This window comes from Nocardioides maradonensis (assembly GCF_054777115.1).
On the sequence record NZ_BAAHAZ010000023.1, the window covers coordinates 29,588 to 52,806 of the forward strand.

A 23,219-nucleotide genomic window follows, 5' to 3' on the forward strand; every position below is an offset into this window, starting at 1 on the left:
GAGCGGGCAGACGCAACCGCTGCCCCACCTGTCACGCAGGCGGAGGGTTGCTGGCGCTGGGCGGGCGTTGCAACACCCGCCCAGCGCAGGAATCACCGGTCGACCGGTGATTCCTGCACCCGCTCAGCCGGCTACTCGGGCGGCGACGGAGTCGCCGACGGCCGGCGTGTGGATCGCCTGGCCGAGGGTGCGGGCCTCGAGCTCGGCCAGCACGGCCGTCTCGACACGGGCCGCCGCCTCGGGGTGGCCGAGGTGGTCGAGCAGCAGGGCGCCGGACAGGATCGCGGCGATCGGGTCGGCGATCAGCTGGCCGGCGATGTCGGGCGCCGAGCCGTGGACCGGCTCGAACATCGACGGCGCGGTGCGGTCCGGGTTCACGTTGCCGGAGGCCGCGAGGCCGATGCCGCCGGTGATCGCGGCGGCCAGGTCGGTGATGATGTCGCCGAAGATGTTGTCGGTGACGATGACGTCGAAGCGCTGCGGGTCGGTCGCCATGAAGATCATGACCGCGTCGATGTGCAGGTAGTCGACGGCGACCTCGGGGTACTCCTGGGCGACGTCCTGGGTGATCCGCCACCACAGCGTGCCGGCGTTGACGAGCACGTTGGTCTTGTGGACCAGGGTGAGCTTCTTGCGGCGCTTCTGGGCGCGGTTGAAGGCGTCGCGGACGACCCGCTCGACGCCGTACGCCGTGTTGATGCTGACCTCCGTCGCCACCTCGGCCCGGGTGCCGGTGCGCATGGAGCCGCCGTTGCCGACGTACAGGCCCTCGGTGCCCTCGCGGACGACGACGAAGTCGATGTCGCCCTTGCCCAGCACCGCGTCAGAGAGCGGCGAGACCGAGCCCGGGTAGAGGCGCGACGGGCGCAGGTTGACGTAGTGGTCGAGCTCGAAGCGGAGCTTGAGCAGCAGGCCGCGCTCGAGGATGCCCGGCGGCAGGTTCGGGTCGTTCGGCTTGCCGCCGACGGCGCCGAGCATGATCGCGTCGGCACCGCGGATCTCCTCGAGGACCGAGGTGGGCAGCACCTCGCCGGTGGCCAGGTAGTTCTCGGCACCCAGCGCGTAGTGGGTCTGCTCGAACTTCACGCCCTCCGGAGCCGCGGCCTCGAGGACCTTCAGCGCCTCGGCGGTGACCTCGGGGCCGATCCCGTCACCGGGGACGACGGCGAGGGCGACGGAGCCCTGGGCAGGGGGGAACGCGTGCGTGCTCATGGGTCGGAAATCTAGTTGTCGTCGGGGCGCTCGGCCGCGTCGTCTCGCTGGTCAAACGGGTCGAACGTGGCGGCGGCGGGGTGCAGCGGGTGGTCCTGGTCGTGCTGGGCCGGACCCCAGTAGACGTGGGCGGGGCGGGTGCGATCGTGGGTGATCGAGAACATGGCGGAGATTCCTGACGTGCGTGCTTCTACGGGTGGTGAGAAGCCGACTGCGGGAATCGGGGAAACGCCGCGAGCACCGCGGCGAGGTGGCCTCTCTCAGGCCCCGCCGCGGCGCTGAATTACCTTGAGAAAGGAAGGTGCGCTCCGCATGGTGGGATCACCGTACCGCATCTTGGGCGCTGGGTAAGACTGTTTCCATCATGAGCGCGCCACCGGAACTCCCTGAGGTCGTGCTGCGTGCGTTCGACGTGTGTCGGCGCGCCGGCTACGTCTCGTTCTGCCGTACCGAGACCGGTCGGCTGCTCGCCGCGCTCGCCGCGACCCGTGCCGGGGTGATGGCCGAGTTCGGCACCGGCTGCGGCGTCGGCACGGCCTGGCTGCGCTCCGGCGTCCGCGGTACGACGGCCACGATCCTCACCGCGGAGCTCGACCCTAAGCTCGCCGCGGCCGCCTCGGAGATCTTCGTCGACGACGCGCTCGTCGACGTGCTGACCGCCGACTGGTCGACGCTGATGGACAAGGGCCCCTACTCGCTGCTGTTCATGGACTCCGGCGACCCGGAGTCGGTGCGGGTCGACCGGATCGCCGACCTGGTCGAGCCGGGAGGCGTGGTCGTGCTCGACGACTTCTACCCGTGCGAGATGTGGCCGCCGATCACCGCCGGCCGGGTCGACACGCTGCGCGAGGAGTGGCTCACCGACGAGCGGTTCACCGCCGTCGAGGTGATGGTCGCGCCCGACGCCAGCGTCGTCCTCGCGACCCGTCGCTGACCCACGGGCCGCGTTTCGTCCGACGCGCCAGGGGTACCGCGTCACGCGGTGGTCGTAGGGCGACCACCCGTGACAGGAGGTGGATTCCCATGATCATCCTGGGAGTTGTTCTGCTGGTCCTCGGAGCGCTGCTGCACGTGGCGATCCTCTGGACGTTGGGCATCATCGCGATCGTCGTCGGCGCGGTGCTGTGGATCGCCGGGGCCGCGGGCCACGCGATCGGCCCACGGACCCACTACTGGTGACGGGTCAGGCCTCGCCCGGAGCCGCCCGGCGGATGACCAGGCGGGTCCAGGCACCGAGGTAGACACGGTCGTCGCCGTCGAGCTCGCGCTTCTGACCCGGCACCAGCGGGGTCTGGGGCAGCGGGCCGACGGCGTCGGCGACGTACGTGCCGTTGGAGGAGCCGAGGTCCTCGACCCACCACCGGGTGCCGTCGGTGGTGAGCTGGCAGTGCCGGCGGCTGATGCCGGAGTCCGAGGACAGGTCGAGGTCGGGGTGGATCCCCCGGCTCTGCGAGGCCCGGCCGACGAGCAGCGACCGCGCCCGCAGCGGTACGACGGAGGGCAGCCCCGCCGAGGGCAGCGGGTCGTCGGACTCCTGGACGGCGTACCAGTCGGGGTCGATCCAGATCTCCGCGACCCAACCGGGCTCGATCGCGGGCGCGGCGGGCGTCGTGGGAGCGGCACCGATCGGTGGCGGCTCGGCGCCCGTGTCCGGGACCGGAGGCGGGTCGAGCGGGCGGGGCAGGCTGCCGGTGGTGAAGTCGTAGCCGCACGCCTCGCAGAACAGTGCGTTGGCGGGGTTGACCGTCTGGCAGTTCGGGCAGGTCGCCGGGGCCTCGGCTGCGGGTGCATCCGCCTGGTCCGGTGCCGGCTGCTGCGCGACCTCCTCGACGACCACCGAGGGCGCCGGCTGCTCGCCGATGGGCAGCCCGCAGACGTCGCAGTAGTCGTCGGCCGACGACTGGTGCCCGGCAGGGCAGGTCGACGTCATGAGGTGGTGTCCCGGCGGATCCGGGTCGTCTTGGTGGATGCGGTGTCCAGGGCCATCTCGTCTGCCTTCTCGACGGAGCGCTTCAGCTTGACCGTACCCTCGGCCTCGTTCTCCACGTCCACGACCTTGCGCAGCTTCGCGGTGGCCTCGTCGTTGCCGGTCTGCGCGGCCAGCTGGACGGCCCGGCCCAGCTTGGTGGTCGCGGTCGCGTCATCGCCGGCCGCTTTGGCCGCGAGACCCTCCTGGATCGCCTGCGCGAGCTCGGTCTGACCGGTGTAGTGGGCGACCTGCTGGTCGATCTTCGTGGTCAGCGACTCGTCGCCCGACCAGCGCGCCTTGACCAGGCCCTGGGTCACGACGTCGTCGCCGACGACGAGCTGGACCCGCGCGGCGAGCTGCTCCTGGCCGATCGCCTTGGCCGCCACCCGGACCGCCACGTGGTAGTCGCGCGACTCGTCGGCCCAGCCGCCGGTCGGGAAGTCGCCGGTGAGCGGGTTGACCTCGACCCGGCGGTCGGTGAGGTCCTCGACCGTCGGCGACACCTGCCGCACGAACAGGACCTGCGAGCCCTGCGGCGCCCAGACCCGCAGCTTGGCGTCGGCGACACCGCGCGCCATCGAGGCGCGCATGATCTCCTGGAACTGGGCGCGCATCTCGGCCGGGCCGGGGATGATGTCGACCGTCCCGAGCAGGGCCTCCGAGATGCGGCGTACCTCCGCCACCTGCCAGTCGGTGCCGACCCCGCGGCAGTCGGCCTGGAAGTAGCCGGTGGCACGACGGATCGCCTCGTCGAGCTTGCCGGGGCGCTCCCGGTTCTCGCCGTCGGTCAGCAGCAGGACGTGCCGCTGGGTGACCGACGGGATCGAGGAGAACAGCTGGCCGGCGAGGTCGAGCCAGGTGCTGATGGCCGTGCCGCCGCTGCCCACGAACCGCTCCGTGGCGCTCTTCGCCTCGGAGCGGGTGCGCTCGTCCATCCGGACCATGCCCGGGCCGCTGGAGACCTGCGGGTAGGCGAGCATCGCGTGGTCGGCGCCGGCGATCACCGCGAACCAGGTGCCGTCGACGATCTCGTCGAGGGCCGCCTTCGCGCCGTCGATGGCGGCGCGCATGGTGTCGGGGCCCATCGAGCCCGAGGTGTCGACGATGATGATCTCGCCCGCGTCGCCCGCACTCCCCTGCCCCGCGGTGCCAGCGCCCGCGCACGTGATCGTGACGATCGCGTTGACGTCGGTGCCGCCGTCGGGGAGGTACTCGTTCTGGTAGACCGCGGCGCTGAACTCAGCCATCGTGCTTTCCTTCCTGCTCGAGCCGCGCGACCGCGACCGTGATGTTGTCGTGCCCGCCGCAGGTCGTCGCGAACCCGACCAACGAAGAAGCCAGGGCCAGTGGTTCCCGGGTCGCGGCCGCGGCCACCTGGGCGGCGAGCTCGGCGGGCGAGGAGGCGTAGTTCCACAGGCCGTCCGAGCACACGACGAGCCATCCCGGGTCGGTGACGTCGAGGCGCGCGACGCGCGGGGAGATGTCGGAGCTGTCGCGGCCAAGCCACTTCGTGATCGCGTGCGCCTGCGGCGAGGTCTCCGCCTGCTCCCTCGGTACGCCGGCGGCCATCTGCAGCTGCGCCATCGAGTCGTCGACGGACAGCTGCACGCCCTCGCCCGTGTCGGGCAGCCAGTAGGCGCGGGAGTCGCCCACGTTGGCGACGTGCACGCTGCTGCCCTCGACGATCGCGCACACGAAGGTGGCCGACGCGGGGTTGGGCGAGTCGGGGTCTGTGGTCGCGACGATCGCGGTGTTGGCCGCGGTCACGGCGTCCGCGAACGTCTTCGCGATCGCCGCCTCACGGCTCTGCGCCGTGCCCATGCCAGTGGGCAGGGGCCGGCGCAGCACCTCGCGCGCGGCACGCGCACCGGCGAGCGAGGCGACGTCGGAGTCGACCGAGCTGGACACGCCGTCGAGCACGATGAGGACAGCGCGCGACCCCGGATCGGCCGCCGCGAGCAGCGCCATGGCGTCCTCGTTGCGCTCGTGCACGATCCCGCGGTCGCAGATCCCGGCCACCCAGGCCGCGGGCGTCTCCTCGAAGTGGTCGCGCTCGCTGGGCGCCTTCGTGCCGCACACGGTGCAGTAGTAGTCGGGCCCGACCTCTCCCCCGCAGCTCGCGCACGGTCGCCGGCCGCCGGGCTCCACCGGGTCGGGCAGCGCGTCGGCCGGGCGCCGGGTCGGCGCGCTGATCGGCGCGCCCTCCAGGGGTCCCCCGTCGACGGGTCCGGCGGCGACGGCGACCGCCGCCGGCGTACCGAGATCCGCACCGCAGCTCTCGCAGAACCGCACGCCTGCGGGGACCGCGGCCCCGCACGCCGGGCAGGTCACACCAGGCTCCAGGTCCGGACGGCGTTGGCGCGGTTGACCAGGTCGATCCGCTCGCGCCGGTCGTGGTGGTCGCGCGCGAGGCCGCGCAGCGCGGCCTCGAGCGCCGCCCGCACCGCACGCTCGGACGCCTCCACCGATCCGATGTGCGCGCCCTGGACCGTTGTCGCCGACACCATGGGCAGCGCCTCGGAGAGGATCCGCACCCGATAGCCGTTCTTGTCGGTGGGGTCGAGCTGGGCCGCCTCGATGGTGCGCATCGCCTGGTCGAGCAGCCCCAGGTCCTGCCGCTTGTCGGCGAGCAGCACGTCCGCGCGCAGCCGTCGGCTCTGGGTGAAGCCGCGGCTCGTGGTCGGCACCAGGTCCAGCGCCTGGCAGGCGCCGTCGGTGTCGCCGGCGGCCGCCTTGACGCGAGCCAGGCCGAACGCCGAGGAGGGGACGTACGCCGCATCGGTCGCCAGGCACGCCCGGTAGAGGCCCTCGGCCACGTCCGGCAGGCCGCCACGCTCGCAGGCATAGGCCAGCGCGAGCTTCGGGGCGAGCTCGCCGGGCACCTGCTGGTAGACGGCGTTGAAGGACGCCTTCGCGCCCTCCCAGTCGGCGTTGGCGACAGCGGCGAGCCCCTCGATCCACAGCGCGCGCCACTCCCACGGGTCGTCGGAGAGCAGCGAGGCGGCGTATCGCTGGGCGAGCACGGAGTCGTTCAGCTGCAGCGCGGCCCGCGCCCGGCTCAGCCACACCTCGGCGGTGTCCTCGGGCGCCTGCTGCAGCGCCTCGAGCCGCTCCTTGGGGTCGTCGGTGCCGATCGTGACGAGCCAGGTGTGCTGGGCGTCCGTCGTGTCCTCGCGCAGCGCGGGCAGCTGGTCCCAGGACTCGATCGGCCCGGACGTCGCGGGCGTCTCGAAGAGCACCGAGGCCGCCGAGGTGAGCGCCGTGCCGGCGTGGCTGCGGGCCACCGTCTCCCGCAGCACGCCCAGCATCTGGGTGCGGAGCTCGTCGACCGACGCGAACCGGTCGGCCGGGTCGGCCGCGCAGCACTTGGTCATCAGCCAGTAGAGCGAGTCGTTGCTCTGGAACAGCGGGGTCTGGTCGACCGGCGGCAGCGAGTAGAGGTAGGTGCCCTGGTAGCCGCGGAACTCCAGGCACAGCACGAGCAGGGTGCGCCCGATCGTGTAGATGTCCGAGGCCACCGACGGGCCGACCTCGGCCACCTCGGGCGCCTGGTAGCCGACCGTCCCGTAGATCGCCGACTCCTGGTCGTCGATCCGGCGTACGCCGCCGAGGTCGATCAGCTTCATGGCGTCGCCGACCTGGATCATGTTGTCGGGCTTGAAGTCGCAGTAGACCAGGCCGAGGTCGTGCAGGTACTGGAACGCCGGGAGCAGCTCGAGGATGTAGGCGAGCGCCTGGTCGACCGGCAGCGGGTCGTACTGCCCCCCGTTCGCGGCCATCCGGTCCTTGAGGATCTCCTTGACCGACTTGCCGCCGACGTACTCCATGACGATGTAGCCGGCACCCTCGTGGGTGACGAAGTTGTAGATCTCGACGATGGAGGGGTGCTCGACCTGGGCGAGGAACTGCTGCTCGGCGATCGCGGCCGCGAGGGCGTCCGGGTCGCCGGAGTTGAGCAGGCCCTTGAGCACCACCCAGCGGTTGGAGACGTTGCGGTCGCGGGCCAGGTAGATCCAGCCGAGCCCGCCGTGTGCCAGGGCGCCGGCGACCTCGTACTGACCGGCGACCAGGTCACCGGCCTTGAGCTTCGGGGTGAACGAGAAGGCCGTGCCGCACTGCGGGCAGAAGCCCTCCGCGCGGCCGGGTTGGCCGTCGTGACCGCGACCCACGGCCGCCCCGCACTTCGCGCAGGATCGCTTCTCCTCCGGCACCTGCGGGTTCGCCATGATCGCGGCGGCCGGGTCGATGGTGGGAGCCGGCGGCACCGAGGTGAGGCCCGCGCCGAGGCGCGCGGCGCGCAGGCGTTGCGAGCCGGTGCGGGTACGCCGGGTGGCGTGCGAGCCGGACAGGCCGGCGCGCTTGGAGCCGATCGCCGCCGACGCGACGCGCGAGGACGACGAGCCCGTGGTGATGGGCGCGCTCATCCCGCTGCTGATCGGCGCCGCGGTCGCCACGCTGGCGCTCCGGTTGGCTTTCACGGTCGCCTGCGGCGCTGCCGACGGGCTGCCGCACACGTCGCAGTAGCCGTCGACGATCCGGCCGGTGCAGCCCGGCTGGGTGCACCCGTCCGTCGCGGTGGCGGTGGGGACGGCCGTGGCGGTGCCGCCGTCGCCCGGCGAGCCGCACACGTCGCAGTAGCCGTCGACGATGCTGCCGGTGCAACCGGGCTGTGTGCAGCTGCTCATCGGGCGCTCTCCTTCATCAGCCAGGTCTGGTACGTCGTCACGAGCTGTTGCGCGATCGCGATCGGCGTGGGGCGGCGGTCGAGCAGCGCCCGCGCCTGCTGCTCGCTGGCCACGAGGTCGGGTTTGTCGGCGACCCCGAGCGCCCTTGCCTTGGCGACGTACGCATCGAGCAGGTCGGCGAGCTCCTGGTGGTCGTCGAGGGCGTCGGCGTACCGCTGCTGGGCGAGCTCGAGCGCCTGCGAGACCCGGTCCAGCCGGTGCCGGTAGGCGCCGATCTCGTCGGCCGTCACGGGGACCGGCCCGAGGGCGTCGACATCGGGAACGGCCAGGCGGGGCGCGGGATCCACGGTCGCCACGCAGGTGTCGGCGAGCTTGCGCAACGCGACCGCACGCTGCTCGAGGTCGGCGCGCAGCTCGCGCGCGGACAGCACCTCGTCGCGGGCGTCGCGGCGCCGCGCGTTGCCGACGATCAGGTCGCGCTCGTAGACCGTCGCCTCGTTCTCCAGCGGCCCGAGCCGGCCGGCGACGTCGGCGCCGCGCTCGGCCCGCGCGGTGATGTCGTCGAGCCGCTGGATCAGCCCGGCCAGCCGGCGGGCGCCCGCCTCTCTGCTGTTGGCCGGCTCCAGCGCGAGCTGGTCGCGGATCCGCTCCAGCTGTGCGCGCAGCTCCTTGATCCGGGCGGCCGACGCGTCCGCGCCGGGCACCAGCGTGAGGGTCGTGCGCAGCTGGGCGACGAGCGCGTCGCAGAGCCGTCCGGCCTCCGGCAGCGAGACGGCGAGCCCGCCGGGAAGCCCGGTGGCGCCGTCGAGCCGGCCCCACACCAGCGCGGAGATCCGCTCGCGCTCCTTCTCCAGCACGCGCCCGCCGTCCCAGGTGGCGAAGATCAGCTGGTAGCGGTCGGCGATCGCCTTCCACAGCGCGAGCGCGAGCGCCATGTCACCGGCGACCTCGCCTCCGCGACCGGTCGCCAGGGCGGCCTGGTCCAGGTCGTCGAGCTCGGTACGCCGGCCGCGGATCCACTCGTCGAGCTCGGCCAGGTAGGCCTGGATGTCGGCCGGCTCGAGCGCCTCCCCGAGCTTGCCGGGAGCAGCGGGTGCGGGGCTCATGAGCGTCCGTAGAGCGGGGTCGGCGGGCTCGCGGCCACCTTCAGGTAGGGCTTGAGCCACTTGTCGTACGACGCCTGCCAGCGACCGTCCTGCTCGTACTGGGCGATCACGTGGTTGACGAAGGCGACGAGGTCCTTGGCGTTCTTGTTCATGCCCACGCCGTACGGCTCGTCCTCGAGCGGACGCTGCGGCGGGACCACGGCGTACTTGTCCTGCGCGACGAGGCCCGCGAGGACGGTGTCGTCGCTGGTGATGGCGTCGGCGTCGCCCTGCTGGAACGCCATCAGGCAGCCGGTGTTCGTGTCGGCCGTGACTGGGATGGCCTTCTTCTCGACCTGCTCGATGTTGGCCAGGCTGGTCGTGCCGGTCACCGCGCACACCTTCTTGCCGGCGAGGCTCTGCGGTCCGGCGTACGACGCCGCGGCGTCCTTGCGGACCAGGACCTTCTGGCCGGCGTCGAAGTACTCGCTTGAGAACGCGATGTCCTTCCAGCGGTCGCAGGTGATGGTGAAGGCGCGGATCACCATGTCGACCGTGCCGTTCTGGAGGTACTTGATGCGGTTGCCGGCTGTGATGACCCGGAACTCGGCCCGCACTTCGCCGCCGAGCGCGCTCGCGATCGCGCGCGCCAGGTCGATGTCGAAGCCCTCCACACCGTTGGTGTTGACGTTGCGCGCGCCCATCCGGAGCGTGTCCCACGCGACTCCGACCCGGAGCACCTTGCGCTGCCTGATCGCCTCGATCGTCTTCCCGGTGAGGTCCCCGCTCGGCGCGTAGGAGCGCAGGTACGAGCTGGGCTGGCTCTCGGCTCCGGTGCAGCTGGACGCCGCGGCCGCGGAGCTCCCGGCCGCGCTCGGCAGCGGTACGGCGGTGTCGGCGTACCCGCACCCGGACAGGAGCAGGCCGGCCGCCAGCGCGACGGGGACGATGCGCCTCACAGGAACTCCTTCTGCCGCTCGCCGATGCCGCGCGACACCGCCACGGCGGCGACCAGTCCGAGCAGCGCGCTGAGGATGCTGAGCAGGAGCGCGATCACGCGGCCGCTGCGCAGGTCGTGGCTGGCCTGGGCCCCGGCCGACCTGGCGAGCGACTGCATCTGGCCGTTGAAGGTGTCGAAGGGCGCGCTCGCGCCGGTGGCGCCGTCGCTGGTCGCGGCGACGACCGCGCGCTTCCACTGGTTGGTCTCGTCGAGATTGACGATGGCGGCGTGCCTCTTCACGTAGGTGCGCCAGCTGGCCAGGTCGTCGGCGGGCGCCGCCTTCTCGACGGCGGTGGCGGCGGCCCGCCACTGCGGCTCCCAGACCGACCCCGAGCCGCGGTTGATCAGCCGCAGGCTCTCGATCGCCTTGGCGTCGTTGGCGGCCGTGCGTGCGGTGGCGGCGGCGGTCGCCAGCCGGTAGGAGTGGCTCTCGGTGTGGCTGTTGCTGCGCGCGTCGGCGAACGCCATCGCGGCGGTGACCAGGGTGGTGAGCACGACGATCACGGCCGCGATCACGAGCCCGGGGTTGAAGCGCCGGCGGAACAGCCGGGCCAGCTGCCGGTTGACCAGGAAGAGCGCCACGAGCGTGAGCACACCGAGCGCCAGCAGCCAGGTCGGGTGCTGCCCGCCCATGGCGTCCTGGGAGCGCTTCTGGTTGGCCGCGACGAGCGCCTCCACGATCGGCTTCGCGTCGTCACGCAGCTGCTGCGAGGCCGTCTGCTGGTAGGCGATGCCGAGCGGGTAGCCGAGCCGGTCGTAGACGGCGGCCTGCGCGACGTTGCTGGTGTAGTCGTCGATCTGCTGGTTGAGCGCGGCGAGCGCCGCACGGTCGGCGGGCTGCGCCTCGGCCGCGTCGGCGATGTCGTTGAGCACCGCGGCGATCGCGTCGTCGTACTCGTGCTGACGGTCGTTGGGCTCGAGCCCGGCCAGCAGGTAGCCGTTGGTGGCGAGCGCGTCCGCGCGCAGCATCGAGGACTCGATGTTCTGGACCCGGACCAGCTGGTCGGTGTCGCCCGCGGCCCGGCCGTCGGACTGCCAGGCCAGGAACTGCAGGAAGCCGCTGAGCACACCGAACAGGACCACCGTCACCACGGCGACGAGGTTCAGCCGGGAGAGGAGGGCCGGGGTGTCGACGAAGCCGGGCGCGGCTGGGGCCGCGGGCGCAGGGGCCGGTGCCGGCGGTGCCTGGGTCATGCCTGCTCCTTCGCGATGTCCACCGTGTCCGGCCCGAGGTCAGCTGCGCTGAGACTACGCAACTGCTCGACCGTCGGGGCCGGAACGTCGCGCAACCGCCAGGCCTGGCGGCCGATCGCGGCCTCCAGCTCGTTGCGCACGAACCGGGCGTTGCCGAAGGCGGGTCCTCGCTCGGTGCCCTTGAGGACGGTCCGCAGCCGTTCGAGCACGGCCTCGTCCGCGTCGTAGTCGGCGGCCTTCGCCATCGAGGCGAAGATCGTCACCAGCTCGTCGTCGGTGTAGTCGGCGAAGTCGAGCATTGTGCGGAACCGGCTCTCCAGGCCCGGGTTCTCGGCGATGAAGCCGGCCATCGGCACCGGGTAGCCGGCCACGATCACGACCAGGTCGTCACGCTTGTCCTCCATCTCCTTGACCAGCGTGTCGATGGCCTCCTTGCCGTACTGGTCGCCGGACAGCGAGTACGCCTCGTCGATGAACAGCACGCCGCCCTCCGCCGACTTCACGACCTGGGAGGTCTTCTCGGCCGTCTGGCCCAGGTAGCCGGCGACGAGCTCGGAGCGGTCGCACTCGACGAGCTGGCCCTTGGAGAGCAGGCCGAGGGCCCGGTAGATCCCGGCCACGAGGCGGGCGACGGTCGTCTTGCCGGTGCCGGGGTTGCCGTTGAAGACGAGGTGTCGGGTGATGGTCGGCTGGCCGAGGCCCGCCTCCTTGCGCAGGCCCTCGATGCGCAGCACCGCCGCCTGCTTGTGGATCTCCGTCTTCACCGCGTCCAGGCCGGTGAGGGCGTCGAGCTCGGCGAGGAGCTCCTCGACGGACCGGGTGGGCTGCTCGGGTTCGGGAGCGGGCGGTGCCGGTGTGGCTTCCGCGGGTTCGGATTTTTCGGGGGTGGGTGCGCCGGGGCGTAAGACCCCATGGGTGTCGAGTCCCCGGACACCCACCCCCGAAAAATCCGAACCCGCGGAACCCCGCAGATCCAGGCTGCTCCCACCCAGCTGCGCGGCGGACGCCATGGCGGCGTTGCCGACGGCCCGCGGGTCCTGGGTGCCCAGGGACGAGGCGGCGGTCGCGACGTCGGCCAGGGCGGCGGCGTACGCCGGGGCGTGGGCCGAGCGCTCCAGCTCGAGCACGCCCATGGTCGGCGTCGGCGCGACCCGGAACCGCCGGCCCCGGACCGCGGCGTCGAAGAAGGCCTCGGCAGCGTCGTCGCCCCCGTGTCCGGTCTGCTCACCCCAGTCGGCGAACGCGCCCTTGTTCGGCTCGGCGACGGTCGCGGCGAGCGACTCCCCCTCGGCCACCGCGGTCGCCGGGTCGACACCCGCCTGGGTCGCGACGGCCTCCAGCGCGGCCAGGGCCGCCCCCAGCGTCGTGCTCACGGAGCCCCCACCGTCAGCTCGGGGCCACTGCCGTGGCCGAACTTCTCCTGCAGGAACCGGCCGTGCGTGACCAGGGCCTGCGCGTCGGCGCGGTTGGCCGCGTCGAAGATCTTGTCCATCGTCGCGGCGAGCAGCTCGAGCTGGTCGACGAGGATCATCAGCGCCGTCTTCTGCCCGTCCAGCGGCCGGGTGTCCGCCCAGTCGCGCGGCAGCCGCAGGTAACCGGCGACGGCTTCGGGGAGGTACTCGGTGGCGGTCGCCACGACGGCGTACCCCTCAGCGCTGCCGAGGCCGAGCTGGCGCATGCGCGGCAGCGTCTGGCTGATCGTGCGCGCGATCGCCACCACGCGTGCGATCACGACCGGCGGCGCGTTGCCCTCGGTCAGCATCGCGTTGACGCGGTTCAGCGAGGCGAGCACGTCCTTCTCGGTCGGTGCGGGAGGTACGACGTACTGCTCGGCCTCCTCCTTGCGGCCGAACCACGACCTGATGCCCACGGTGTCCCCTGGCTCAGGCTCAGGCGGGCCGGCTGGGGTCGGCGATGTCGAGCGCGCCGGCGGCGTTGCGCTGGTCCTGCTGCTGGACGCGGTCCAGGTAGGCCTTCGACTTGGCGACCTCGGTCTCGAGCACGCCGATGGTGGTCGACATGGTGTCGAGCGCCTTGAGCTTGAAGGAGTCGATGGAGTCCATCGTCGCGTAGATGTTCTGGAACGCGGCCTGCAGCTGCTCCATGCCGATCGTGGCCGACGCCGCCTGCTCCTGGATCTTCGCGGAGTTGTCGCGCAGCATCTCCGAGGTGCTCTGGATCATGTTCGACGTCGTCGTGTTCAGCGCGGTGATCTGGTCGAGCACCAGCTTCTGGTTGCCCAGCGCCTGCGCCACGATCACCGCGGTCCGCAGCGCGGAGATCGTGGTCGTGGACGCACGGTCGACGCCCTTGATGAGCTCGACGTTGTTCTTGATGATGATGTCGATCGCCAGGTACGCCTGGATCGAGACGGCGAGCTGGGTGAGCAGGTCCTGGTGCTTCTGCCGGACGTAGAACAGCACGTCCTGGCTGAGGGTCTTGGCGGCCTCCGGGTCGCTCAGCTCGAGCTGCGCGATCTTCGCCGACAGCTTCGCGTCGAGCCGCTCGGCCACGTAGATGTACTGGTTGAGCCGGCCCATGACCGCCCAGAGGTTGGTCTTCTCCAGGTTGAGGGCGACGTTGTCCTTGGTCAGCTCGTCCTGCCCGGCGCGCAGGTGGTGGAGGATCCCGTTGAGCTGGTCCTGGGAGGACTGGTACTTGCGGAAGTAGTCCTCGACCTTGTCGTTCCAGGGCATCATCTCCCAGAACTTCCGGGCTCCCCGCGCCTGGGAGGGGTCCAGGTCCTCGACCGTACGACGCAGCGCGATCAGCGTCTTGCCGACGTCGGAGCCCTGCGCGATGCCGCCCTGCTTGAGCGCCGTGACCGGCTTGTCCAGCATCCGGTTCGACGTCTCGGCGGCGCGCCGGATGTCGGCGTCGCCCATGGTGCGCACGCCCTCGGCCTGCTTGGCGAACTCGGGGCTGCCGACCTTGGCGGCGTCGAGGGAGGCCAGGAAGCCGTCGACCTTCGCGTCGAGCTCGGGTGCCATGGCCGGGTCGACCTGGGGCGCCATCTTCGGCGCCTGGGTCTCGATGACGACGGCCGGCGCCTCGGGCGCGGTCAGCTGGATCACCGGGTCCGGCGGAGCCAGCGGGGTGGGCTCGGGTGCTGCAGCGGTGGCGCCGTCTGTCGTCATGCTGCTGAGACTATCCAGCGGCGCCAGGTTCGAACCCGATATCGGATCCGATCCATCGACCTCACCCGGCCGATGGCGACCTTGACATCGCCGTGGCCCACGGCGAAAGTGACGCCAGGCTGTCGAACTACTCGGAGGAGATGGACCTGTGGCACTCGCGCGCACACGCGGCACGTTCAGGCTCCTGCGGCACAAGCTCGGCAACTGCGGAACGGTGGCGATCCTCGTGGTGATCTCCGTGTCCGCCCTGACGGTTCCCGCCGTCACCGTCGCCGCGGCGAGCACGTCCACCTCGAAAGCCGAAACCTACGCCGTTCCGTCCGGCTACTGGTTGCGCGAGGGGTTTGGCAAGCGAACCAGGTACACCTACGAGTCGGGCTGGGACTTCGTCACCACCGAGAACTGCGATGACGCGGGCATCTGCACCTACTACGGGATCCAAGCCCGCATTCGGGAACAGCTGTTCGGCGGCGACTCGACTCGTTGGAAGCTGACCGTTCAGACCAAGCGGCAATACGACGGCTCCAACGGCATCAACCCGATCAACGGTTGGGTGTATGTGACGCTCGACTGCGGCATGCGAATACCGAAGGCACCTCATCGCCTTTGCTCCTATCAGGACGCCTCGGCGATGGGCCGCGGAACCACACGACTCTACGTTGGTTACGTCTCTGGGACGTCCATGACCAGCACGAGTTTCAATCGCTCGTTCGGCTGGAAGCATCCGCGGTTGACCAAATTCCCGCTCCTCAAGGTTGATGTCGTGTTCGACTGCGGCGGCGGAGGAATGCCGTGCAGGTCGCGATACGCCAAGCCGATGAAGTTCAGAGGGTGGGACATCTGGAAGGGGAAGTATCACGGCAAGGAGTGGCACTTGGCGCCCGCCACCGGAGCGGGGCCAACGTGACCGTCTTCGACACGTGCGACATCTGCTCCAACTACGAGCCTGAGTTCAGATATCAAGTCCCCGACCACCGGAAACTTCGCGTGCAAGAGATGTGGACACTATGCAGGCGCTGTGATCGACTCGCCCGAACCGGCCAGAAAGGCGAGTTGCTCGCCATCTTCGCCGCCGACGGTCCAGCAGACCTGACCATGCGGGCGATCGTGAGCTCACTTACCCGGACGTCGCCTCAGGCGTGAGGCCGACAGTCGCCAGCGGCAGGAGCTCGTGCACGATCGGGCCGATGAGCACGGCGTACAGGACCGTGCCGAGGCCGATCGTGCCGCCCATCAGGAAGCCGACGGCCAGCACCGTGACCTCCAGGGACGTGCGGACGACGCGGATCGGCCAGCCGGTCCGGCGGACGATGCCGGTCATCAGCCCGTCACGGGGGCCCGGGCCGAGCTGGGCACCGATGTAGAGGGCACCGGCGAGCCCGTTGAGGACGATGCCGCCGATCAGGAGGGCACCGCGGGCGACCACGCCGTGCGGGGCGTCGATCATGGCGAGGCTGGCGTCGGTGGCGACGCCGATGACGACCACGTTCGCGATCGTGCCGAGCCCGGGCGCCTGCCGCAGCGGGATCCACAGCAGCAGGACCAGCGCGCCGACCACGATGACGACGGTGCCGAAGGACACCGGCACGCGCGCGACGATGCCGGAGTGGAAGACGTCCCACGGGTCCAGGCCGAGGTGGGACCGGATCATCATCGCCATGCTCAGGCCGTAGATCCACAGGCCGACGAGGAGCTGCGGGAGGCGGCGGCCGAGCCGGCCGGCGCGGAGCTGGGCCATCGGGCCGAGGGCGGCGAGGGGCGTCGGGGACATGTCTCCATGGTGCTCGTGATTGGACTGTTCTGAAATAGCCAATCGTGGTTCACTGGCCTCTATGAAGCAGACCACTTCAGCCACCCGGCTCGCTGCTCTCGTCGACGGGTTCTCCCGCTCCCCCGCGTACGTCGGCCTCGCCGACGCCCTGCGCGAGCTGATCGGCGACGGCCGGATCGCCTACGGCACCCGGCTGCCCAGCGAACGGTCCCTGACCGAGGTGCTCGGGGTGTCGCGCACGACCGTCACGCGGGCCTACGAGCTCCTCCGGGAGTCGGGCTACGCCGAGGCGCGGCAGGGCGCCGGCACCTTCACCCGGCTCCCGGACGGGCCGCGGCGGGCCACCGACCGCGCGCTCTCCCCCGGCACCGACGGCTCCGCGATCGACGGCGTGATCGACCTGATCTGCGCGGCGGCCACCGCCCCGCCCGGCATCGCGGCGGCGTACGCCGAGGCGGCGGCCGACCTGCCGGCGTACCTCGGCGGTCACGGGTACTACCCGGCCGGGCTGCCGGCGCTGCAGAGCGCCATCGCGGCGACGTACGACGCCCGCGGGCTGCCCACCCGCCCTGAGCAGGTCATCGTCACGGCGGGCGCGCTGGCGGCGACGGCCGTCGTGGGTGCGGCCCTGGCCGGGCCGCGGGACAAGGTGCTGGTCGAGTCGCCGACGTACCCCAACGCCGTCGAGGCGCTGCGCACCGGCGGAGGCCGGCTCGTGACGATCCCGCTCGAGCCCTCCGGCTGGGACCTGGGGGATGTCGAGGCCGTGCTCACCCGGCACCGGCCGCGGCTCGTGCACCTGATGCCGGACCTGCACAACCCGACCGGGCTGGTGATGCCGGAGCGGACGCGGGCGGCGTACGCACGGCTGCTGCGGCTGCACGGCGGTGTCGCCGTGGTCGACGAGGCGCACCACGAGCTGCTGCTCGACGGGCAGCCTCCGAAGCGACCGTTCGCCTCCTACGCTCCCGATGCGATCAGCCTCGGGAGCGCCAGCAAGGCGATCTGGGGCGGGCTGCGGCTGGGCTGGATCCGCTCGCCGCTCGACCGGGTCGACGCGCTCACCCGGGCGCGGGTGGGGCTGGACCTCGGCGCTCCCGTGCTGGAGCAGCTGGTGCTGGTCCGGCTGCTCGGTGACACGGCACTGCTCGACGCGCACCGGGCCCGTCTGGTGGCGCAGCGCGATGCGCTGATGGCCGCCCTGGCGGCGTACCTGCCGGAGTGGACCTACCGCCGCCCCGACGGCGGGATGGTGCTGTGGTGCCGGCTGCCGCGGCCGGGGGCCGCCGCCCTCGCGGCCGCCGCCGAGCGGCACGGCGTCCTGCTCGCCCCCGGTCCGGCCTTCGCCCCGGAGGGCGGTCTGGACCGGTGGGTCCGCCTGCCCTTCGCGGTGTCCGCCGAGCAGCTGGAGGAGGCCGTGCGCCGGATCGCCGCGGCCTGGGCCGAGGTCGAGGCAGGAACGACGACGCCGCCCGGACGCGAACGTCCGGGCGGCGTGATGGTCGCCTGACCACGCCGGTCTTGCCGCCAGACCGACGGAACCACCGACCGACTCGACGGCGTGCGCCGCAGCGCGGCGCCGCCGACGCATCGCCGGGATGCGTCGATCAGCGGCGACGCGCTCGCGCCATCGAATCAGTCGACCAGGTCGACCGCGTGGATCGAGGTGGCGTCGATCGCCTGCGCGATCTCCGACAGCGTGTCCGCGGCGATCTCGGAGTCGACCGAGAGGGCCACCAGGGCGTGGCCGCCCTTGGTGTCGCGGGAGACCTGCATGCTGGCGATGTTCACGCCGGCCGCGCCCAGCACCTGGCCGACGGTGCCGACCATGCCCGGGCGGTCGTCGTAGGTGAAGAACGCCAGGTGGTCGGTGGGCTCGATGTCGATGTCGTAGCCGTTGACCTCGACGATGCGCTCGCGGCGCTGGATGCCGACCAGGGTGCCCGAGACCGACACCTGCGCGCCGTCGGCGAGGGTGCCGCGCAGCGTGATCAGGTTGCGGTGGTCGGGGCTCTCCGGCTCGGTGACCAGGCGGACCGCGAGGCCACGCTCGGCCGCGAGCAACGGCGCGTTGACGTAGGAGACCTGGTCCTCGACGACGCTGGTGAAGACGCCCTTGAGGGCGGCCAGCTCGAGCACCTTGACGTCGTGGGCGGTGATCTCGCCGCGGACCTCGACGTCGAGCTGCTGGGCGACCTCGCCCGCCACGCCGGTGAAGATCTGGCCGAGACGCTCGGTCAGGCCGATGCCCGGCCGGACGTCCTCGGCGATGACGCCGCCCTGGACGTTGACGGCGTCGGGGACCAGCTCGCCGGCGAGCGCCAGGCGGACCGACTTGGCGACGGCGACACCGGCCTTCTCCTGGGCCTCGTCGGTCGAGGCGCCCAGGTGCGGCACCGCGACCACGTTGTCGAACTCGAACAGCGGGCTGTCGGTGCACGGCTCCTTGGCGAACACGTCGAGGCCGGCGCCGGCGATGCGGCCCTCCTTGAGCGCGTTGTAGAGCGCGTCCTCGTCGACGATGCCACCGCGGGCGGCGTTGACGACCACGAGCGACGGCTTGGCCTTGGACAGCGCGTCCTCGCCGATCAGGCCCACGGTCTCGGGGGTCTTCGGCAGGTGCACCGTGAGGAAGTCGGCCTCGGCCATCAGGGTGTCGAGGTCGACCATCCGGATGCCGAGCTGGGCGGCGCGGCCCGGCTGCACGTAGGGGTCGTAGGCGATGACGTCCATGCCGAAGGCCTGGAGGCGCTGCGCCACGAGCACGCCGATCCGGCCGAGGCCCACGATGCCGAGGGTCTTCTCGAACAGCTCGATGCCGCTGTACTTCGAGCGGGCCCACTCGCCGTTGCGCAGTGCCGCGTGCGCGGGCGAGATGTTGCGGGCGGCGGCGAGCATCAGCGCGATGGCGAGCTCGGCGGCCGAGACGATGTTGGAGGTCGGGGCGTTCACGACCATCACGCCGGCCTGGGTGGCCGCCTTCACGTCGACGTTGTCCAGGCCGACGCCGGCACGCGCCACGACCTTGAGCCGCTTGGCGGCGGCGAGCGCCTCGGCGTCGACCTTGGTCGCGGAGCGGACCAGGATCGCGTCGACGTCGGCGATAGCCGGGAGCAGCTCGGCGCGGTCGGCGCCGTTGCAGTGGCGGATCTCGAAGTCCGGGCCGAGCGCCTCGATCGTGGCGGGGCTGAGCTCTTCGGCGATCAGGACGATGGGACGAGCAGTCACAGCGAAACCTCGTTACGTACGGGATGGTTCGAACCGCACGGCGCTGTGCAGGTTCACACGCTACCAACTCTCGCCCCCACGTTACGAACGTGTGACACAGGGTGGGCAGATCAGGCGAAGAGGGCCGCTGCCAGGTAGCTCCCCTGCCGTGGCGCTGGAGGTACGGCGAACAGCGCCGACCCGATGTGCGCGATGTACTCGTTGAGCTGGTCGGACCGCCCCAGCTTCTCCTGCAGCGTGATGAACTGCTGCGGGTCCTTCATGAAGCCGATGAACAGCAGCCCCGCGTCGAGCAGGCCGAGGTCGTTGAGGCCGTCGGTGTAGTTGTAGCCGCGGCGCAGGATGCGCAGCCCGTTGTTGTTCTCGTGGGCCGCGAGCGCGACGTGCGAGGTCGCGTCGATCGTCGGCTTGCCGTCGGCGCCGGTCGCCGCGAAGTCCGGCGTGTCGAACTCGTGCGCGCCGCTCAATGGAGCGCCCTCGATCTTGGAGCGGCCGATCACCTGCTGCTGGTTGGCGACGTCGTCGGCGTCCCAGGTCTCGATGTCCATCCGGATCTTGCGGCTGACCATGTAGGCGCCCCCGGTCATCCACTCGACGTCGTCGCCGTCGGAGAGCCACACGAACTCGTCGAGGTCGCTGCTCTCCTTGATGTTGCGGGTGCCGTCCTTGAAGCCCTGCAGGTTGCGCGGTGTCGACTGCCCGGCACCGGCCGAGGCACGGCCGAAGCCCATGACCGTCCAGCGGGTGTGGGCCGTGCCCCGTGCCATCCGGGCCAGGTCGCGGATCGCGTGGTACGCGACCTGCGGGTCGTCGGCACACGCCTGCAGCATGAGGTCGCCGCCCGACAGCGCGGGCTCGAGGGTGTCGCTCGGCAGCGCGGGCAGCTCCTTCAGCTTCGCGGGTCTCTTGCCGGCCAGGCCGAACCGGTCGTCGAAGACGCCCGGGCCGAGGCCGAAGGTGACGGTGAGGCCGGCGGCCGCGAGGTCGTAGGCCTCCCCCGTGTCGTCCGGTACGGCGCCGGGCCGGTCGGGCTGCACGCTGCCGACCGGCTTGCCCTGCATCAGCTGCGCGATGGCCGACGACCACCTGGCGAAGAGCACCTGCAGGTCGGTCCGCGTGGTGCCGTCGACGATGTCGAAGGTCATCAGCACGCTGTGCCGCTGCGGGGGCGTCTCGATGCCGGCCTGGTGGCCGCCTGCGGCCGGGGCGTAGAACGCGAAGGACCGGTCGAGGTCGATCACGTTGCCCGAGTCGCCGGCGTCGGGCTCGGTGGCCGAGGCGACGCCGTACCCCGCCGCCGCGCCGAGGGCGAGGCCACCCCCGGCGCCGGCGAAGAGCGTGCGTCGGGAGAGCCCGCTCACGCTTCTTCGAGCGAGCGTGTCTCCGGCGTCTCCGGCGGCTGGCACAGATCCGTTGGGCGCGTCCGTTCGGATTCCGCCGGCGCCGCCTCCCGACACGCTGCCGCTCAAGCCGTCGCCACCTTCTCGGCGAGACCCGACAGCGCGTCGGCGAGGGCCTGGACCGGCTGGCTCACCTTGGACGCGTCCTTCTTGCGCAGCGCGGGGGTCCACAGCTCGTAGCCGCCGACCTGGCTCGGGTCCTCGTAGCCCTTGATCAGCTTGTCGACCGCGGCGAAGCGCTTGGCGATGGTGTCGACGAGGCCCGGGTCGAGCTCGACCAGACCGGGCCGGAGCGCCTCGAAGGCCTGCTGCGCGCCCTCGATGTTGTCGGCGATGTCGGCCAGGTCGGTGTGGCTGAAGGCCTCCTCCTCGCCGGTGATCTTGTTGGACTGGACCTCCTCGAGCAGGCCGGCCGCGCCGTTGGCGAGGTCCTCCGGCTTGTAGGTCAGCTTCTTCGCCACGCCGGCGAGGGTCTTCACGTTGGTGACCAGGTCGACGGCGTACTTCTTGGTCGCGGCGGTGATCTTCCTCGACCCGAAGACGTCGCGCTCGATGGCGTGGAAGCCGGACCAGCCGAGCTTCGGGTCGAGGCTGCTCTGCCGCATGTCGATGAGGTAGTCGAGGCTGGAGGCCGGGTCGGTCGGGTCGCCGCCGGGCAGCACGAATCCCTCGATGTCGGACTCGACCTTCTCGTAGAACGGTCGCGCCTCGGCGTACGCCTTCTGCGCGGCGGCGAGGTTCCCGGAGGCCACTGCCTTCTGCAGGTTCTGGACCGCGACGACCATGCCGTCGAGCTGGGTGACGACGTACTCGCCGTACTCGTCGGCCCCCTGCTGCAGGAGCTGGGCGGTGCCCCCGGTCGGGGACGCGGCGGCCTCGCCGGTCACCTTGAGGTCGGTCTTCTCGGTGACGGCCGCGGGGCAGTACAGCGTGTAGCTGCCGCCGCCCAGGGTGAGGGTGAGCTTCGCGGCCGGGAGCCCGGTGATCACGTTCTCCTTCTCGCCGATGATCCGCTCACCGTCGAGGACCTCGAACTCGGTGATGCCGGTCGCGCTCTGGTTCGTGATGGTGAAGGTCACCGGACCGGCGGGCACCGTGGTGGCGTCGTACTGACAGTCGTCGCCGTTGCTGCCCGCGACCATCGTCACCGCGACCTGGGTGGCGCCCTTGCTCGAGGCGGTCGCCGTCGTCTCCTTGGTGCCGCAGGCGGCCAGTGAGGCGAGGGACAGGGCGGCGACGGAGGCGGCCAGCGCGTTACGCGTTGATCGGGACATCATGGTTCTCGGTGTCTTCCTTCGGAGTGGTGACGGAGGTACGCCGGCGCACGGCCTGCCCGAGCAGGGCGGCTGCGGCGAGGAGGAGGGCCAGGGGGAACCAGCGCCGCCAGAGCGGGCGGTTGTTGCCGGGGTCGGTCGAGGCCGGGGTGGGAACGTCGACGGTGTAGGTGCGCGGCACGGTCAGGCCGCCGCCCGTGATCGTCAGGACGTACGACGACCCGCCGCGGCCCGTCCACGTGGCCGCGTAGGGCCCCGGAGCGGTCTGCGTGCTGAGCCCCACGGGCACGCGGCCGTCGTTGTAGGTCACCAGCGTCGCGAGGTCCACGGTCGCGGGCAGGTCCGCGCGGGGCGTCGCCGCGGCCGGGATCAGCACCGAGAACCCGGCCGCGACGACAGTCAGGAGGGCGGCGCCGGCGTACCGCAGCCGCTGCGCGAGCGCACCCTGGGGGCGCCAACGGGCGGGCAGGTACATCAGCACCAGCATCGGGATCAGGTAACAGGTCCAGGCGAGCACCTCGACGACGCGCGGGTCGGGCTGGATGCCGAGCACGCCGGTGAACAGCGCGGCGCGGATCGAGCCGTTGGGCGCGAGCCAGGACAGGTCGACGGTGCGACCCTGGCCGATGTTGAGCCAGCCGGCCTCGTGGGCGGTGCGGGCGGCGAAGATGACCAGTCCGGCGGCCACGAAGACCAGGAAGATCCCGGTGGAGGAGAAGAACTTCTGCAGGTTGAGCCGGACGCCGCCGGCGAAGATGAGGTAGCCGAGGACGACCGCGACCACGATGCCGAGCACCGCGCCCAGGACCGCCGTGGGGGCGCTCGAGGCGTGCTCGAAGGTGGCGAGCAGGAAGACCGCGGTCTCGAAGCCCTCACGCAGGACAGCGAGGAAGGCCATCACCGCGAGGGCCGTGGTCGTGCCGGAGGCCAGCGCGTCGGCGGCGGCGGTCTCGAGCTCGGACTTCAGGTGGCGCGCGTGGTGGCGCATCCACACGATCATCCCGGTGACCATGACGACCGCGACGAGGCCGATGACGGTCTCCAGCGCCTCCTGCTCGGCCTGCGGCAGGCTCTTCTCGAGCAGGTCGAGGCCGATGCCGACGCCGATGCTGAGCAGCACGCCGGCGAGGACGCCGATCCACATGCCGCGCATCGAGCCGCCGTTGCGCCGCAGGAAGGTGGCGATGATCGAGACGATCAGCGCCGCCTCGAGCCCCTCGCGGAGGCCGATGACGAAGGTGGGCAGCACGTCGGCTCCCTCCCT

Annotated in this window: 21 protein-coding genes; 4 read left to right on the forward strand and 17 right to left on the reverse strand. The window is 71.6% G+C overall.

The genetic code is table 11. The annotated features are described in order from the left end of the window. Nucleotides 1–123 precede the first annotated feature (123 nt). Both ACYVAQ_RS21290 and ACYVAQ_RS21295 read right to left on the reverse strand, forming a co-directional pair. Entirely contained in the window at nucleotides 124–1,212 is a 1,089-nt protein-coding gene (locus ACYVAQ_RS21290) for a 3-isopropylmalate dehydrogenase (RefSeq protein WP_460792553.1), read from the reverse strand. An 11-nt stretch (nucleotides 1,213–1,223) separates the two neighbouring features. Beyond that, nucleotides 1,224–1,376, reverse strand: a complete 153-nt coding sequence (locus ACYVAQ_RS21295) for a hypothetical protein (RefSeq protein WP_460792554.1) — start codon at nucleotides 1,374–1,376, stop codon at nucleotides 1,224–1,226. Nucleotides 1,377–1,576: 200 nt separating this feature from the next. Between ACYVAQ_RS21295 and ACYVAQ_RS21300 the strand changes: the two genes are divergently transcribed. Both ACYVAQ_RS21300 and ACYVAQ_RS21305 read left to right on the forward strand, forming a co-directional pair. Further along, complete coding sequence (locus tag ACYVAQ_RS21300; RefSeq protein WP_460792555.1) at nucleotides 1,577–2,146, forward strand: O-methyltransferase; 570 nt, start codon at nucleotides 1,577–1,579, stop codon at nucleotides 2,144–2,146. Next, the gene (locus ACYVAQ_RS21305; protein ID WP_460792556.1) at nucleotides 2,065–2,391 is read left to right on the forward strand and encodes a DUF3040 domain-containing protein; all 327 of its coding nucleotides are present in this window, start codon (nucleotides 2,065–2,067) and stop codon (nucleotides 2,389–2,391) included. The genes ACYVAQ_RS21300 and ACYVAQ_RS21305 overlap by 82 nt, the downstream gene beginning before the upstream one ends. Before the next feature lie 4 nt (nucleotides 2,392–2,395). On the opposite strand, the gene ACYVAQ_RS21310 is transcribed toward ACYVAQ_RS21305, so the two are convergent. Genes ACYVAQ_RS21310 through ACYVAQ_RS21355 form a run of 10 tightly spaced genes read right to left on the reverse strand, consistent with a single transcriptional unit; the run spans nucleotide 2,396 to nucleotide 14,282 of the window. Further along, nucleotides 2,396–3,142 (reverse strand): FHA domain-containing protein, encoded by a 747-nt coding sequence (locus ACYVAQ_RS21310; protein WP_460792557.1) that lies wholly within the window; start codon nucleotides 3,140–3,142, stop codon nucleotides 2,396–2,398. After that, nucleotides 3,139–4,428, reverse strand: a complete 1,290-nt coding sequence (locus ACYVAQ_RS21315; RefSeq protein WP_460792558.1) for a VWA domain-containing protein — start codon at nucleotides 4,426–4,428, stop codon at nucleotides 3,139–3,141. Before ACYVAQ_RS21315 ends, ACYVAQ_RS21310 begins: the two co-directional genes overlap by 4 nt. Continuing rightward, nucleotides 4,421–5,512 (reverse strand): protein phosphatase 2C domain-containing protein, encoded by a 1,092-nt coding sequence (locus tag ACYVAQ_RS21320; protein ID WP_460792560.1) that lies wholly within the window; start codon nucleotides 5,510–5,512, stop codon nucleotides 4,421–4,423. Before ACYVAQ_RS21320 ends, ACYVAQ_RS21315 begins: the two co-directional genes overlap by 8 nt. Further along, complete coding sequence (locus tag ACYVAQ_RS21325) at nucleotides 5,509–7,866, reverse strand: serine/threonine-protein kinase (protein ID WP_460792561.1); 2,358 nt, start codon at nucleotides 7,864–7,866, stop codon at nucleotides 5,509–5,511. The genes ACYVAQ_RS21320 and ACYVAQ_RS21325 overlap by 4 nt, the downstream gene beginning before the upstream one ends. Further along, nucleotides 7,863–8,972: a hypothetical protein gene (locus tag ACYVAQ_RS21330; RefSeq protein WP_460792562.1), complete on the reverse strand. Its 1,110-nt coding sequence runs from the start codon at nucleotides 8,970–8,972 to the stop codon at nucleotides 7,863–7,865. The genes ACYVAQ_RS21325 and ACYVAQ_RS21330 overlap by 4 nt, the downstream gene beginning before the upstream one ends. Continuing rightward, nucleotides 8,969–9,910, reverse strand: a complete 942-nt coding sequence (locus ACYVAQ_RS21335) for a glutamate ABC transporter substrate-binding protein (RefSeq protein WP_460792563.1) — start codon at nucleotides 9,908–9,910, stop codon at nucleotides 8,969–8,971. Before ACYVAQ_RS21335 ends, ACYVAQ_RS21330 begins: the two co-directional genes overlap by 4 nt. Next, entirely contained in the window at nucleotides 9,907–11,145 is a 1,239-nt protein-coding gene (locus ACYVAQ_RS21340; protein WP_460792565.1) for a hypothetical protein, read from the reverse strand. Before ACYVAQ_RS21340 ends, ACYVAQ_RS21335 begins: the two co-directional genes overlap by 4 nt. After that, the gene (locus tag ACYVAQ_RS21345) at nucleotides 11,142–12,518 is read right to left on the reverse strand and encodes an AAA family ATPase (protein WP_460792567.1); all 1,377 of its coding nucleotides are present in this window, start codon (nucleotides 12,516–12,518) and stop codon (nucleotides 11,142–11,144) included. Before ACYVAQ_RS21345 ends, ACYVAQ_RS21340 begins: the two co-directional genes overlap by 4 nt. Further along, the gene (locus ACYVAQ_RS21350) at nucleotides 12,515–13,015 is read right to left on the reverse strand and encodes a hypothetical protein (protein WP_460792568.1); all 501 of its coding nucleotides are present in this window, start codon (nucleotides 13,013–13,015) and stop codon (nucleotides 12,515–12,517) included. Before ACYVAQ_RS21350 ends, ACYVAQ_RS21345 begins: the two co-directional genes overlap by 4 nt. 19 nt (nucleotides 13,016–13,034) lie before the next feature. After that, nucleotides 13,035–14,282, reverse strand: a complete 1,248-nt coding sequence (locus ACYVAQ_RS21355) for a toxic anion resistance protein (protein ID WP_460792570.1) — start codon at nucleotides 14,280–14,282, stop codon at nucleotides 13,035–13,037. A 148-nt stretch (nucleotides 14,283–14,430) separates the two neighbouring features. Between ACYVAQ_RS21355 and ACYVAQ_RS21360 the strand changes: the two genes are divergently transcribed. Then, nucleotides 14,431–15,189: a hypothetical protein gene (locus ACYVAQ_RS21360; RefSeq protein WP_460792571.1), complete on the forward strand. Its 759-nt coding sequence runs from the start codon at nucleotides 14,431–14,433 to the stop codon at nucleotides 15,187–15,189. A 210-nt stretch (nucleotides 15,190–15,399) separates the two neighbouring features. Here the strand turns inward: ACYVAQ_RS21360 and yczE are convergent, their stop codons facing one another. Continuing rightward, entirely contained in the window at nucleotides 15,400–16,053 is a 654-nt protein-coding gene (gene yczE, locus ACYVAQ_RS21365; protein ID WP_460792572.1) for a membrane protein YczE, read from the reverse strand. 61 nt (nucleotides 16,054–16,114) lie between these two features. On the opposite strand from yczE, the gene yczR reads away from it, so the two are divergent. Beyond that, a complete protein-coding gene (gene yczR / locus ACYVAQ_RS21370; RefSeq protein WP_460792573.1) occupies nucleotides 16,115–17,563 on the forward strand; it encodes a MocR-like transcription factor YczR in 1,449 nt (482 codons plus the stop codon). A 125-nt stretch (nucleotides 17,564–17,688) separates the two neighbouring features. On the opposite strand, the gene serA is transcribed toward yczR, so the two are convergent. The 4 genes from serA to efeU form a co-directional block, all read right to left on the reverse strand. Continuing rightward, on the reverse strand, nucleotides 17,689–19,281 hold the full coding sequence (gene serA / locus ACYVAQ_RS21375; RefSeq protein ID WP_460792574.1) for a phosphoglycerate dehydrogenase: 1,593 nt from the start codon (nucleotides 19,279–19,281) through the stop codon (nucleotides 17,689–17,691). Between the two features lie 110 nt (nucleotides 19,282–19,391). Next, a complete protein-coding gene (gene efeB, locus ACYVAQ_RS21380; RefSeq protein WP_460792575.1) occupies nucleotides 19,392–20,642 on the reverse strand; it encodes an iron uptake transporter deferrochelatase/peroxidase subunit in 1,251 nt (416 codons plus the stop codon). A gap of 104 nt (nucleotides 20,643–20,746) precedes the next feature. After that, nucleotides 20,747–21,955, reverse strand: coding sequence for an iron uptake system protein EfeO (gene efeO, locus ACYVAQ_RS21385; RefSeq protein WP_460792577.1), 1,209 nt, complete (start codon nucleotides 21,953–21,955; stop codon nucleotides 20,747–20,749). Then, nucleotides 21,936–23,204, reverse strand: coding sequence for an iron uptake transporter permease EfeU (efeU, locus tag ACYVAQ_RS21390; RefSeq protein ID WP_460792578.1), 1,269 nt, complete (start codon nucleotides 23,202–23,204; stop codon nucleotides 21,936–21,938). The genes efeO and efeU overlap by 20 nt, the downstream gene beginning before the upstream one ends. Nucleotides 23,205–23,219: the final 15 nt, after the last annotated feature.

Bases quoted from the DNA above. Each gene is read 5' to 3' on its own strand.
- ACYVAQ_RS21310 (WP_460792557.1), bottom strand. From the start codon at position 3,142: ATGACGTCGACCTGCCCTGCCGGGCACCAGTCGTCGGCCGACGACTAC.
- ACYVAQ_RS21355 (WP_460792570.1), bottom strand. From the start codon at position 14,282: ATGACGACAGACGGCGCCACCGCTGCAGCACCCGAGCCCACCCCGCTG.
- yczE (WP_460792572.1), bottom strand. From the start codon at position 16,053: ATGTCCCCGACGCCCCTCGCCGCCCTCGGCCCGATGGCCCAGCTCCGC.
- ACYVAQ_RS21290 (WP_460792553.1), bottom strand. From the start codon at position 1,212: ATGAGCACGCACGCGTTCCCCCCTGCCCAGGGCTCCGTCGCCCTCGCC.
- efeO (WP_460792577.1), bottom strand. From the start codon at position 21,955: ATGTCCCGATCAACGCGTAACGCGCTGGCCGCCTCCGTCGCCGCCCTG.
- ACYVAQ_RS21325 (WP_460792561.1), bottom strand. From the start codon at position 7,866: ATGAGCAGCTGCACACAGCCCGGTTGCACCGGCAGCATCGTCGACGGC.
- ACYVAQ_RS21315 (WP_460792558.1), bottom strand. From the start codon at position 4,428: ATGGCTGAGTTCAGCGCCGCGGTCTACCAGAACGAGTACCTCCCCGAC.
- ACYVAQ_RS21330 (WP_460792562.1), bottom strand. From the start codon at position 8,972: ATGAGCCCCGCACCCGCTGCTCCCGGCAAGCTCGGGGAGGCGCTCGAG.
- ACYVAQ_RS21300 (WP_460792555.1), top strand. From the start codon at position 1,577: ATGAGCGCGCCACCGGAACTCCCTGAGGTCGTGCTGCGTGCGTTCGAC.
- yczR (WP_460792573.1), top strand. From the start codon at position 16,115: ATGAAGCAGACCACTTCAGCCACCCGGCTCGCTGCTCTCGTCGACGGG.
- ACYVAQ_RS21340 (WP_460792565.1), bottom strand. From the start codon at position 11,145: ATGACCCAGGCACCGCCGGCACCGGCCCCTGCGCCCGCGGCCCCAGCC.
- ACYVAQ_RS21295 (WP_460792554.1), bottom strand. From the start codon at position 1,376: ATGTTCTCGATCACCCACGATCGCACCCGCCCCGCCCACGTCTACTGG.